15 protein-coding genes are annotated in these 13,192 nt (G+C 43.4%); all 15 read right to left on the minus strand.

The features are described from left to right. Position 1: 1 nt before the first annotated feature. Entirely contained in the window at positions 2-433 is a 432-nt protein-coding gene (locus AB4407_RS16110; RefSeq protein ID WP_372121270.1) for an MSHA biogenesis protein MshP, read from the minus strand. Further along, on the minus strand, positions 423-1,145 hold the full coding sequence (locus tag AB4407_RS16115; RefSeq protein ID WP_372121271.1) for a PilW family protein: 723 nt from the start codon (positions 1,143-1,145) through the stop codon (positions 423-425). The genes AB4407_RS16110 and AB4407_RS16115 overlap by 11 nt, the downstream gene beginning before the upstream one ends. Continuing rightward, a complete protein-coding gene (locus AB4407_RS16120) occupies positions 1,145-1,690 on the minus strand; it encodes a prepilin-type N-terminal cleavage/methylation domain-containing protein (protein WP_372121272.1) in 546 nt (181 codons plus the stop codon). The genes AB4407_RS16115 and AB4407_RS16120 overlap by 1 nt, the downstream gene beginning before the upstream one ends. After that, positions 1,687-2,238 carry a prepilin-type N-terminal cleavage/methylation domain-containing protein gene (locus AB4407_RS16125; RefSeq protein ID WP_372121273.1) on the minus strand — a complete coding sequence of 184 codons (552 nt, stop codon included), beginning with the start codon at positions 2,236-2,238 and terminating at the stop codon, positions 1,687-1,689. Before AB4407_RS16125 ends, AB4407_RS16120 begins: the two co-directional genes overlap by 4 nt. Before the next feature lie 134 nt (positions 2,239-2,372). Further along, a complete protein-coding gene (locus AB4407_RS16130; protein ID WP_372121274.1) occupies positions 2,373-2,924 on the minus strand; it encodes a type II secretion system protein in 552 nt (183 codons plus the stop codon). Between the two features lie 34 nt (positions 2,925-2,958). Next, complete coding sequence (locus AB4407_RS16135; RefSeq protein WP_065680127.1) at positions 2,959-3,534, minus strand: prepilin-type N-terminal cleavage/methylation domain-containing protein; 576 nt, start codon at positions 3,532-3,534, stop codon at positions 2,959-2,961. Between the two features lie 79 nt (positions 3,535-3,613). Continuing rightward, positions 3,614-4,069 (minus strand): MSHA biogenesis protein MshF, encoded by a 456-nt coding sequence (locus tag AB4407_RS16140; RefSeq protein ID WP_372121275.1) that lies wholly within the window; start codon positions 4,067-4,069, stop codon positions 3,614-3,616. 3 nt (positions 4,070-4,072) lie between these two features. Beyond that, positions 4,073-5,296 (minus strand): type II secretion system F family protein, encoded by a 1,224-nt coding sequence (locus AB4407_RS16145; protein ID WP_139685678.1) that lies wholly within the window; start codon positions 5,294-5,296, stop codon positions 4,073-4,075. Positions 5,297-5,308: 12 nt separating this feature from the next. Next, positions 5,309-7,033: a GspE/PulE family protein gene (locus AB4407_RS16150; protein ID WP_372121276.1), complete on the minus strand. Its 1,725-nt coding sequence runs from the start codon at positions 7,031-7,033 to the stop codon at positions 5,309-5,311. Then, positions 7,023-8,201: a tetratricopeptide repeat protein gene (locus AB4407_RS16155; RefSeq protein ID WP_372121277.1), complete on the minus strand. Its 1,179-nt coding sequence runs from the start codon at positions 8,199-8,201 to the stop codon at positions 7,023-7,025. Before AB4407_RS16155 ends, AB4407_RS16150 begins: the two co-directional genes overlap by 11 nt. 2 nt (positions 8,202-8,203) lie before the next feature. Then, the gene (locus tag AB4407_RS16160) at positions 8,204-9,043 is read right to left on the minus strand and encodes an ExeA family protein (protein WP_372121278.1); all 840 of its coding nucleotides are present in this window, start codon (positions 9,041-9,043) and stop codon (positions 8,204-8,206) included. 53 nt (positions 9,044-9,096) lie between these two features. Continuing rightward, a complete protein-coding gene (gene mshL, locus AB4407_RS16165) occupies positions 9,097-10,761 on the minus strand; it encodes a pilus (MSHA type) biogenesis protein MshL (protein WP_372121279.1) in 1,665 nt (554 codons plus the stop codon). A 15-nt stretch (positions 10,762-10,776) separates the two neighbouring features. Further along, positions 10,777-11,109: an MSHA biogenesis protein MshK gene (locus AB4407_RS16170; RefSeq protein ID WP_372121280.1), complete on the minus strand. Its 333-nt coding sequence runs from the start codon at positions 11,107-11,109 to the stop codon at positions 10,777-10,779. After that, the gene (pilO, locus tag AB4407_RS16175; RefSeq protein WP_372121281.1) at positions 11,102-11,749 is read right to left on the minus strand and encodes a type 4a pilus biogenesis protein PilO; all 648 of its coding nucleotides are present in this window, start codon (positions 11,747-11,749) and stop codon (positions 11,102-11,104) included. Before pilO ends, AB4407_RS16170 begins: the two co-directional genes overlap by 8 nt. Continuing rightward, on the minus strand, positions 11,749-13,191 hold the full coding sequence (locus AB4407_RS16180) for an MSHA biogenesis protein MshI (RefSeq protein ID WP_372121282.1): 1,443 nt from the start codon (positions 13,189-13,191) through the stop codon (positions 11,749-11,751). The genes pilO and AB4407_RS16180 overlap by 1 nt, the downstream gene beginning before the upstream one ends. Position 13,192 lies beyond the last annotated feature (1 nt).

Raw genomic sequence — 13,192 nt, forward strand, 5'->3', positions numbered from 1 at the left:
ATTACTCCCTCACCCACACATCTTGACTACGTTGCATTAAATCCACACCCGTTCCGCATGTTGCGACCGCTCTTACTGTATATAACTGAGAATTATCGACCAGTTGACCGCCTGTTTGTGAGCACGTTATTTGAACATCTGCACATGTAATTGTAGTTGCGAAGTTCATAGTGGATGCGTCCAAGTTTGTACACTCTGCAGCCACATCAAATGGAACCGTTGTGTTGGCTCTAGGTGGATATATCTGCACTAAAGCTTGCTCTATTGCGGAATGAGCTAGAAGGTGGGCTTGAGTACCAATCACATCTTTTGTATGCGCGTCATTATTAGACCACTCTATGCGGCTTAAGGTGGTTGCAAGAAAACCCATCACCACCAAGACAAAGATGACGACAATATACAGACTCCCGACTTGTTTTTTTTTAAGGAACATTGATCACCTGTATGTCTTGTTGGAAATTAGTAAGCTCATCCCCGACTTGGTTTCTAAATTCAAATTCTAGATGGACGACACCATTGCGCTGAACACTTGCAGGCTGGTAGCCTAAAGTCCCAGTCACTCCCGTATCCGAAATTGGGATTAGCGCGCCATTACCTTCACTTCTCCATACTCGGCCATTCACAATGCAATAGGTGACGCGGCCATTAGGATTGTAAATATAGTGTCGATTTGAAACCGAATTACCCACAAGATTTAAAGACTCATTAGCAAGCAAGAACGTATTATTCGTTGCAGTTACAGCGGTCAAGGGGAAATCATTATTGGTCGGTGTCGCTTCTGTAGGATTTATCACTAGAGATAACGGGGCTAGAACAGCAGCCGTTAGTGCATTATTACCTGTGACAAATTGAATATCATCGCCCGATATAGCGTAAATTCCGGAAGTCACTATAGGGAAAAAAGAGATACAGCTCGCTCCCGTAACAACAGCATTCTGACTGAACATATTCGGTACAGCATGACGTACTTCACGGGTGATTTTTTCTATCACAAACTTTGCTTGAGTTTGTAAACGCTGCCTATCTACGGTGTCCGCATAGCCACGCGCACCCAATTCAACAAAACCAGCAATACCTACTACTAAAATACTACCAACAATCATGGTGATAATCATTTCAATAAGAGTGAAACCTTGCCTTCTCATTAGTAATTACCTCGATAGGCATCGAGCACAATAGGAGGCTGATTTAAGGCTGTAATCCTAAGGTTTATTCTTTTGAGTCGATCAACAGTTTGGTACGTCACATCAATATCTAGTCGGTAGTTGCTGTAAGTTGTAGCACCATTCTCGCCCAATAATAAGTTAAGGTCTTGACACCCGTTAGCTGCACCAGGCTCCCAACACCCATCATAGTCATCGACATCATTGTATAGAGCTATATCAGTCTCTTCTGGGCCAAATATCGCTTCAGCAGTACAATTAGTGCCAGACGCCCCCTCACCGCACCTAAGTTCCCCGCCGTCAAAATCGCTATTCTGATCGAACCCTCGAGCAAGAATTATCGACATAACACTTTGCCCTAACGCGGCTGAACGAGTTTGATAGTGAGGGTCGCCAGAGCGGCTAATCTGAGGCGCTAAAAAGTTTATGATGGTCATCATGGCGAGCCCCATAACCACAATTACAATCACACTCTCAATTAATGTGAAACCGCGCTGTTTTGCAGGCAACTGATAAGCAGCGTTCATGAGCACACTCCAGCATCGACGTAACCTTGTGCATTAATCTCCACACGGCAGGTATTCACGTTTGAAGAAATTGTTATTGCCACACCAGCCGCGATGTTCACTTCCACCCCGGCAGGTGTTTCACCTGTCGTCGGGTTACCCAGTAAATCAAAGTTAACCTCAGATAGAGGAATGGCTGGAGTGGTATTGGATGCCGCCGTTAAGGTGACCCCATTGAGCATGACCCAATCACTGCGGGCTTGGCTTCGCGCAGTACAGCTCACTTCGGAGCCGATACAATTGCCAACGATAGCGAGAATGAAATTGCTATCTCCAACGACCGCCCCTAGATCAACATTGGATTGCATGCGATTGACTTGAACCTGACGAACAACAGAAATCACTTGCTCTTGAGCAGCAAAGGCAGAAAAGCTATCCCTTCCGGATAGACGGCTAGCAGCGTAGGCAGAGACAATCGCAATCAACAAGATCACAATGATTAACTCGACTAAAGTGAAGCCTAGTTGCTGAAGCCCATTTTTCCTATATGTTCTATTGAATTGATTCACCGAAATCCAATCCGCTAAATATTTGATAATTTGAAGATTAAGTGTAACTCAGGGAAGGGAGGTTGTCTTTGTTGCTTAGCTGAATTTCAGATAGAAAAAAGGCCAGCAATGCTGGCCTTTAAGATAACTATTAATTAACAACCGTTGGTAACTGCAACAGTGAACGCAGGAGTCGTTGCATCATTCGCCTCAGCGTACAAAACAAAGCAACCCGTACCAGCTTCTGTTGTGAAGTTGTAAGCGAAACCATTCGTCGCAGCATTAGCATCAGTACCTACAAAAGAGTACGCAACAACATCAAATGTAGGGTCTGTTGGTGTTGTTGTTATATTAACCGCAACCCAATCTCCGCCAGGTAACCCCTCAACAGCATCTTCAATACCACTATTGCGAACACCAATATCAGCAGAGGTCGGGTAACCAAAGTTAGTTGCAATATTATCTGTTGTTCGAGGTGTCGTTGCCGCATCGGCTGTTTTTGCACGCAATTCAATACCATCAATTGCAGCTCGGCCGTAAACGATTCCGGTCGCTCCTGCCATTGCGCCACGCAGGCCTTGCAGTGCAGATTGACGCGCATCACCTTGTAAGTTTAAGAAACGAGGTGCTGCAGTAACTGCAAGAATACCTAGAATAACAATTACCACCACTAGTTCTATTAGGGTGAAACCGCTTTGTTTTTTCATAGTTTTTTCTCTCTATGTGTATTTAGACGCAGGTTTACTGCAGTGTTACGGTCACACGACCAGTTCTAATCTCGTAAACGAATTGATGCTGAGTACCACCTTCCAATTGAATGTAAGTGCAGTAGTCATTGCTATTATCCGCTTGCGCTGAATATTTGTAATTCGAACCATTAGCCACATTGGTTAATGTTCCAACTTTAGGTGGGTTCTGAAGTAGATTTTCCATTAAATCGACACACGAAGCATCAGTCACATCATTAGACGGAGCTGAAGCTGAATTTGTGTTGATAGACCATGGGTAGCCGTCTCTAAAATTAGTCCGTCCATTGCTACTTGTTGATCTGGTTAGCCAAAAATCAACACCATCGTAATTTACAGTATTGTATGTTTCAACACCAATTCTTTCTGATGGACGAGCTTCTGCTTCCCATTGCGCTCTTGCTGAAAGTACACCTGTCGCAAAACCACCCGCGACACCTTCAATACTGGCTTTCTTGGCTTCGTCTGTCACATCCAAGAAACGGGGTAAAGCTGCAACAGCTAATAAACCCACAACAACAATTACTATGACTAACTCGACTAGGGAGAAACCCTTTTGATTTTTAAGCACTTTCTACCTACTCATCTAATTGCTAATGCGCATTATACATTTGACCATGCATAAAACCATAAAAACAGCGTCAATACGTTCACAAGGCCAATATATTGACTTTGACACTAAATCTTTCTTTTTTAAGTAATATATCTATCTGATACTTATCACTATAATGATAACGGCAATGAAAGTGCATGTTATCACTTTTGTCTTCAATATTTGGAGATCTGAGACCTAAAATACGCCCCTTAGGATATAATTGCTCCAACCAATAACCGCAATTTCGAGCCGAGTCTTGAATTGGCATAACCCATCCCGTTCTGCTGTAAATCTTTGCAGGTTTCGCATCATTTATTTGCTCTACACCAAATAATAAATACTGCTGCTTGAATAAATTCGCTTGCTCAAGAATTCGCTTACTCGCCACGATTAATGCCGTGTTCGTTGCTTCTTCTTCTACTGTTTTCCATACAGAAAGCAGTCCCATAACGAGAAAAAGAATAACCGCAACCCAAATAACAAAACGAGATCGCTGTAGGTTATTCAGCATCCTCTAACCTTTGATTGCATCCAGCATTCCCCACATTGGCAAGAAAATACCCAGAGCTAAAACCAGCACCATTCCCGCAACGATGGTCAACAGAATAGGTTCAATTCTAGCGGTTAACGTTTTTAGATCGTAATCCACCTCTCGGTCGTAAAAATCCGCGACTTCGAGCAACAATTCATCAATACGACCCGTTTCTTCACCCACAGAAATCATTTGTATCACGAGTGGTGTGAAAATTTCGCTGTTAATCGCGGTAGAAGAAACGGTACTTCCCGCTTCTATTGCCGATTTCATACCTTGAACACGAAGTTCTAAAAAACGATTGTCCAAAGCTTCAGCCGATAGCGATAACGATTGGTTAAGCGGTACACCTGCTTTTAGCATCAAAGCAAAAGTACGTGAGAAGCGCGACAATAGAGCTCGATTGACCACCCCACCAATCACTGGCATTTTTAAACGCAGCTGATCCCACTTCTCCCACCCCTTATCAGTCTTAACCCATGCTTTAAAAGCAAAAACAAGACCAAAGATTACTCCGAGCATTAACCCCCAGTAATTAACAAAGAACTCAGACATCCCCATTAAGATACGGGTTGGTAGCGGCAAGTCGACGCCAAAACGCGCGAACATACTCGAAAACTGAGGAATCACGAATATATTCAAGACAAACATAGCGATGGTAATAAAAGTAATTACGAACGTTGGGTAACGCATTGCCGTTTTGATTCGCTTTCGAGTTTCAACCTCTTGTTCGTAGTATCCAGCCAGTTGTAACAATGCCTGGTCTAAACGACCGGTATTTTCACCAACACTGATCATCGATACAAACAATGAACTAAATACCTTAGGGTGCATTTGCATCGATGCCGCTAACCCACGACCATTTGTAAGTTCAGCGACCACTTCTTCAAGTGCTACTTTCAGTTGCTTATTTTCACAATGTTGAGTTAACCCTTTCATCGATCTTAATAGCGGAACGCCCGCCTTAGTTAAACTATATAGCTGTCGACAAAACAGAACCAATACCTCTAAAGGCACATTCGGAGAGAACAGGCTAGATACATCCATATCCAGGATTGAACCGCCACTTTTTCCAAGTTTAATCGAAGTTGGAATGATCCCTTTACTCATCAAGCTGTCAGCAGCAAGATCTTCGTTATTCGCATCCAACTGACCTGTCACTTGACTGCCATCAGAACTGCGACCTACATAACGATAAGTTGGCATATCACTCTACCCCTACAGATAAATTGGATCAGTGGCACCAGAAGCATCGCCTTCGCCAAGATTCATTACCTCATCAAAACTCACAACACCCTGCATGGCCAATTCCATCGCAGAAGCTAACAGCGGTTTGTAGTTTTCAGACTGCCTTGCCGTTTGAGCAAAACCAACGGCATCATTGGCTCTAAGCGCATCCATCATAGGTTGATCGAGCTCCAACATTTCAAACACACCAATACGCCCACTGTAGCCAGTCAAATTACAATTTTGACAACCACGTCCTTTCATAAATGGCGTACCTAGCTGGTTTGGGAAACGGACACTCAACCATTGCTTACGCGCTTCATCCAGCTCATCATCAACCTTGCAATCAGTACATACCTTACGAACTAACCGCTGCGCGACCACGGCTCGAACAGCACTTGCTACCAGATAACCCGGAGCCCCCATGTCCATCATACGCAATGCGCTATCTACTGCATCGTTGGTATGCAGAGTACTTAACACTAAGTGACCGGTAAGTGCCGCTCTCAAACCAATTTCAACGGTTTCGTGATCTCGCATCTCACCAATAAGAATGATATCCGGGTCCTGACGTAGGAAGGTTCTCAAAATCGTTGAGAAGTTGAGATTAATCTTAGGGTTTACCTGAACCTGATTCACACGAGGAAGACGGTATTCTACAGGGTCTTCAGCGGTAATGATCTTTTTACCCGGTTCGTTTAATTCACTTAACGCACCGTATAGAGTGGTTGTTTTACCTGAGCCCGTAGGCCCGGTGACGAGGATCATGCCATGTGGGCGGCGTAATTGATGACGAAGACGAACGAGCAAATCACTCGGAATGCCTGACAACTCCAATTTACGTAGACCAGCCGATTGATTAAGCAAACGCATAACCACTGACTCACCGTGCTGTACTGGCATAGTCGACATACGAATATCGACCGATTGACCTTTAACGCGAATATTAAAGCGACCATCTTGAGGCAGTCGTTTCTCTGAAATGTCGAGGTTAGCCATCAGCTTCAAACGCAAAACCAATGCAGAAGCAATATTCACTTCATTCAACAACGTTTCATGCAGAACACCATCAATACGCTGACGCAAACGTAATACGTTTGAATCTGGTTCAATATGAATATCAGACGCACCAACTTGAATAGCATCTTCAAACAGCGAGTTTACTAGCTTAACGACCGTAACTTCGTCGCTGTCTTCTTCAGCGATATCAAAATCAAAGGCTTCATTAACTTTATGCTCAGCATGAAGCTGCTCAGCAAATGAGGCAATCTCTTTGGTTCTTCGATAATAGCGATCAAAGCCATCAACTAATTGCCTCTCTTGGGCGACGACAAATTCGAGTGCGTAGTCGCCTAATTGGCTAAGCAATGATTCTTGGGCAAACAGATCGGCTGGATCACTCATTGCAACACGTAATGTGTCACCTTGACGCCCAATGACCAAAGCACGAAGGCGGCGAGCATGAACCTCAGGTAAAAGCTGTACAGCTTCGACGTCAACATTAGCTCGGCTAATATCAATAAGAGGAATAGCAAGCTGTTGCGACAAGAAACTGAGCATTTGCTGCTCTGATAAAAAGCCAAGCTCGATCAGTGCATCACCAAGCTTACGGCCTGTCCTTTTTTGAGCGGCCAGAGCTTGTTCAACTTGATCTTCAGTAATGATACCCTCTTCTACGAGCAAATCACCGAGCCTTTTTCTTAATCTAATTTGCATCGCTACTCTCCTCTAAAGCATTGATTATCTTTAAACGGTCACGAACAAAGCCTTGCGACTGAGATGAGATCCCAACTCTAACCAATGCTCCTTGGTATGATTGCTTTGCAGCCATGAAATCAAGCTGACGTTCTTGCTGAATTGCTAAACCTAACCACCAGCGAGCATTCTCTGAATCGACCTCAGTCAATTTTTGGTAGCTCTCTAACGCAATACCTTCTTGTTGAGACTTTTGACTTAATGCAGCACGCATTGCTAAGTAATCTTGAGTTGGACTAGGCGGTAAGTGTATTAATGGACTCAAAGCAGCTTCCGCTTGATTGGCTTTCACAAGTAGCTTCGATAAACCTAGGCGCAGTTTTTCACCGTTGATATTGAGTTTGATACCCGACTGAAATAGCTCATACGCTTTGCGAGTATCACCTTTACCAAAATAGAGAATGGCTAGTTTCTGACGGACATCTTCATTTCTTGGATCATAACGGAGCGCTTCGTTATAACCTTTCAACGCACCAGAAAGGTCGTTGGCATCCAGTGCTTTTTGAGCTCGCCCTTGTGCATTCACTGATAACTGCTCAGGCGTCAATTCCACCTGCTCAATCAACATTCCACTGTTTTCTGAATCGCCAGACGTTTCAGGCTGATTAGATACTGGTGTGAGATCTTTTTTAGCCACGCTAGCAACAAGCATTGGCTTTGCTACTTTTTCTTTAGGTATACTTTGAGCTTTAGGTGCGCTTTGAGATTTAGGTATGGCTTGAGATTCAGGGTTTACTTTAGGCTTTGTAACTGATTCAGTTGATGCAATAACTGAATCAGATCTAGCTTGAGCACTTTTTAGTATTGTCGTGTTGTGGGCCGAAAGGTTCGCTGAATCTAGCGTCACTAACTTCTTAGTCGGCGAGGACACAGGTTGAGTCAAGGCAGCTTCAGACATACCTTCAGAACTATCAATAACAGAAACTTGTCTATCTCGAGTTGATATTGAGTTATCGACAGCAGGGCCTTGCGATATCGCCCAGCCCCCCATGGCTAAGCTCAGTGTAAAACCTGCGACTACCCAAACCAATGGAGAACGCGTTTTAACCTTAGGAACTACAGCAGCTTCAATTGAAGTCGCTGATTTTTTCTTTGCCAATTCAGACAAGGCGCTGTTAATGACGCTCATAATTAATTCCAACCCCACAGTATTGGCGTTTTAAATTTAGGCTTACATACATCGTATGTTTCATGCATAGCTGAAAACAGGTGCTGATTATCGACACTTCTCTTATCTTCACTAAACGAAAGCAAAAGAGCTTTATGACACAGTTGATTTATCAATCTTGGAATGCCTAACGACGAGCGACAAATGGCTTTTTTTTGATTCAAGCTAAACAACTCGGTGTTACCACCAGATTTAACGATCCGATTATCAATATAAGCCACAGTCTCATCGAGAGTCAGTGGCCTCAGTGTTGAGCTAAACGTGATTCTTTGGCGAAACTGCCGTAAGTGGTAAGCCTCTAATCGAGCATCCAATTCAGGCTGACCTAGTAAAACAATCTGCAGCAGTTTTTTATCTTCAGTTTCAAGGTTACCGAACAACCTTAATGTTTCGAGAGCTTCATCCGACAACGCTTGAGCCTCATCGAGAATCGCCACAACTCTTAAACCTGAGTTATGTAACTCAATAAGTTTATGTTGAATGTTATCAACTAAGGTGGCTTCGTTATCGATAGTCAAACCAAGCTCTTTAGCCACAGCTTGGCGTAAATCCGCGCCGGAGAGCACCGGGTTTGGCAAGTAAATAAGGGCGGCACTATCGTTGAGCTGATTGACTAACATCCGGCACACCATGGTTTTTCCGGTGCCTACCTCTCCGGTCACTTTTATCACGCCCTCACCCATTTCTAACGCCAACATTACCGTTTGAATTGCTTCAAAGTGAGGCACTAAACCATAAAAGAAATCGGTATTCGGCGTTAAGGTAAACGGTAACTGTTCAAAACCAAAATGAGCTTGATACATAAGATGATCCAGCTTAGTCAATGACGACCAATCTACATTGAGACGATGAGCAATTATTCTTCATCAGGGAACCATTGCTGAAGAAGGTCACGAGAACGCTCCAACTCAGTTTGCCAAGTGTTCACACCCACAATCGTTGGTTTCAGTAGAATCACCAACTCTGTTTTTTGAGTCAGCTGACTGGTATTGCGGAATAAATGGCCTAACGCTGGAATATCACCTAGAAATGGAACTTTTGAGGTCATGTCACTGGTATTTGATTTCATCAATCCACCAATAACAACAACATCACCATCCTGTGCTCGAATCACTGAGTCCGACTCACGAATCGAACTTTTTGCCAAAGGCAGCTTCACAATGCCTGTTGTTGAGCCTAGGTTGAGCTCTTTCACTTCCTCTTCCACCTCAATAACGGCAGGGTGAACATGTAAAAATACATTACCTTTATCATCGATCTGCGGCGTCACATCCAACGAAATACCAGAGAAGAATGGGGTTAACTCAACTTCAGGGGCCACATTCGCGTTATCCCCACTCCCCACTGAACTTGATAATTCAGTCACGTAGTATTGGTCAGTACCCACTTTAATAACCGCTTTCTGATTATTAGCGGCTGTCACTCTTGGGCTAGATAACACATTCAAATCACCCTGTGTGTCCATGAAACTCAAGACGGCTTCAAAACTACCTCCAGAAACAACAAGATTAGATTGACCACCTAAAGCCGCACCGATTGGATCCATGCCTGGTAATGTACCAGGGATGATCGTACCAGCCGCATTTTTAACAATTGAGCCCATACCGACCGTGTAGTTAGTTCCGTTCGACGAAAACATCTTGGTCCAGTTAATACCCTGCTGATAGCCATCACTGAGCGTCACTTCCATGATCTTGGCTTCCAAGATAACTTGGCGCTGCAGGCGTTTCTGAGAAATACCAAGGAACTCACGAACCTCACGAATTTCATCCGGGTAAGCTCGCACCGTAATCACACTAGCTTGCGGCGTAACGACTACACTTTGCCCATCACCAGAACCAATTAAGTGGGCGACAGCTACTTCAAGCTGCGGCCAAAAATCACTTTCAGATATCGTTTCAATCTCCGTACCGCCGTTCGATGTAGAGCTCGACGAATCAGATGAATTGGACGAATCAGACTTGGAGCTAGAATTAGAAGAACCCGATGGCTTAGAGTCTGAATTTGTAATTGTTCCTGTGGTAATCGTTGTCAAAGAGCGACCAGAGCGCTTTACTTGCAAGTAATCCACAGGAATCGTCACCGTACGCAAGCCAGCAGGGTAAATTTGAATCACTTTGCCGCGCTTTTCAATATCGTATCCATACATATCCTGAGCAACAGCCAACACTTCATCTAACGTCACGTCTGTTAGATTTAGAGTGAGTTTCCCAGCAACGCTTGGATGAATCGCGGCACTGTACTCTGTACCTTTCACTAGGCTTGCAAAAAAGGTTCTCGCTTCAACGTCTTTTGCCTGAATACGAAAGCGCTTAACCGTTTCCATGTTCGAAGACATAGAGTCCGAACTTAGCTGAGGCATAAGGTCATCTTGCACTGACGAAGGTAAGTTATGAAGTGCTTTGCTATTCGCTTCATTAATAGATTCGTTTAAAGACTCTTTTATCTCAACAGGGTCTCTATGCCCCATCGAACAGCCGACTAAAGATGACACTAGAATTGCTACTACAAGTTTACGCATGTCTTCACTCTAACCTTAATTATTCTTAACATCTAAAGAGAACATCTCTAATTTCCACTGCTTAGAGCTTCTCTGCAGAGTGACGTACTCTGGATCTATGTTCTTAACTCGGTACCCTCTGATCGTTTCTCCTTGTTCGAGAATCTGACCATTCATAATCGCATAGCAAGGTGTATCGCCCTTGCAAACAATGCTCTCTAGAGACGGTAAACGATATTGAACTGGCGCCTTTTTAGCTGATGCTGATTTCTGTTGGGGCGAAAGCCAACCTAATGGCGCAGTTGGGTCTTGTTTTGCCCATACCACTGAACTACCAAACAGTAAAGATAACACTAGAGTTCTAACCACCGATAAACTCCTGTCTGGTACCTAGGGTGTAAACCTCGAACACAAGTCGAGCTTTGGGATATTCTTCTACTGAATACTCAAACGTGCGCCAATAATAGCTCACAGGAAGTGACTCAAGTGCTTGAAGATAAATTGAAATATCGAAGTAGCTACCCGTCAACTCCATTCTAACAGGATGGAGAAAGTACTTTGAATTGTCACTGTTCTCTTGATTGTCCGAAATAGCTTCTGGTTGTAACGATTCTAAAGACTCAAGCTTAAGTCCATTACCTGCATTAAGAACGCTCTCTAATAACTGTGCCATTTGAGAAGGCGTAACCAACCTATCAACGATTTCAGCGAGCTCAAGTGATAGCTCTTGACTCTCAACCAATAGTTTTTTTAACTCAAGATCAATTTCTTTATCTGGGTCTTTGTTCAACTTGGCTTGTAGAACAAGTAATTCACCTTGTTGTTTCTGATTTGACTGCGTAAGGCTCATCGACTTCACATTCTTTTCTTGTACATCAAGATAGGCAGGTTCAATCAATAAGGTAAATACAAGCATGGATAAGCCCACTAGACCACACACGAAAAGTAGCCATTTCTCTCTCAGGCTTAACGCAAGAAACTTATCGCTAAGCTGATTCCACAGTTGCATTATTCACTCTCCCTATGAGTACTTAACTCAAACGTCACCACATCTTGCTCATTACGACCTATCTTTATCTTTTCAAAGGTGCGTCCGACTAAATTAAGTTCATTCTTAAATTGACCAACCCAGTTTGGAACTACACTTGCATCACGGGCAAAACCATTAAGCTCTAAGGTATCGTGAGTCATGTATATGTGCGAAAGCGAGATGTCATTTCGGCCTAATTGAGCGAAGGAGTTCATGATGCCAGAATACCCGACTTGCTGAGATTCATCGAATTGACTGACCGCCTTCAACGCCTCTTTATTAGCTTGTATCTCACTAGTGAGACGAGCAACCGCAGCTACCTTATTCGGAGATGGTTTATGTTGAATTAACTGACTGTTTAATTGGTTCACTTCTTGGTTAAGCTGGTTCAAGTCATATTGTAAAGCTGCTAGCTCTTCATCCAAACTCAATGCTTGATACTGCATGACACCATAACTGCCAAGCAACAAGGTACACACAAGCCCCCAAACCATGACCACATTTACTAGAGTGAAATACTCTTTTTTAGGCTTAAGGTGCTCAGGGTAGAGATTAACGTTAAAAATATTCTTTTCAGCCGCGAGCGTAACTAACCATTTCTCTGAATTTTCGCGTTCACCTTCAACAAGCAAAGAAACGGTCGAACTCAATGTGCTATTTAACACACTCTGCAATTCAGCTTCATCTTCCTCATCACAGCAGATTTTTAACTGATGAAGTTGGGTGCCTTTAATTTGAGAAGAAAGGTAATCAATCGATCGTTGGAGCTCTAAAGCCAAGCCGTCCAACTGTAATGCACTTGATGCGGCACCAGTTAAGGGGGGGACAACACTACGGATTGTTCTTTGGAAGCAAACAGTGTTTTCAACAAATGCACCAAGCTTAAAATGTGAGTTGGGGCTGCGTTGTAAAAGAATGAAATTAGAGAGCTCACCAGCACTGTAGCCCCAAACTTCATCTTCGGGAGCAATACCTTTAAGCTCAACTTGTGCTGAATTAGTAATGCTTACAAGTTTGTCCAATAGCTTTTTAGGAAAAACATACACTTGTAGCTTATTCGAGGTCGGTAGCGCTACCGCACTCGCTGTAATATCAGCCACCCTTTCAGAGATCAGATCTTTCAATAGAAAAGGCAGTGCAACCGACCATTCACTCTGTGGAATGTCCGGTTTATCAATTTGATAAGTTTGGTAGTAGTTCGCACAAACAATTAGTTGAAGGCTATCACTAGTAAGCGACTCACTGCTCAACAATTTTTTCAGCGCACTTTCCCAGTCACCGTTAACCACAGGAAAACTGGTGACTTGAGGTTCTGACTCAGCCGATGAAATATAAACGGTATCATTGCCCAAAAGGACAACTTGAGAACTACCGTTATTATTCGTTGGCTTTATTTTGTCTAAAATCGCTTTAAAATTCATG

The sequence above is a fragment of the Vibrio sp. 10N.261.46.E11 genome, assembly GCF_041472735.1.
GTDB lineage: Bacteria > Pseudomonadota > Gammaproteobacteria > Enterobacterales > Vibrionaceae > Vibrio.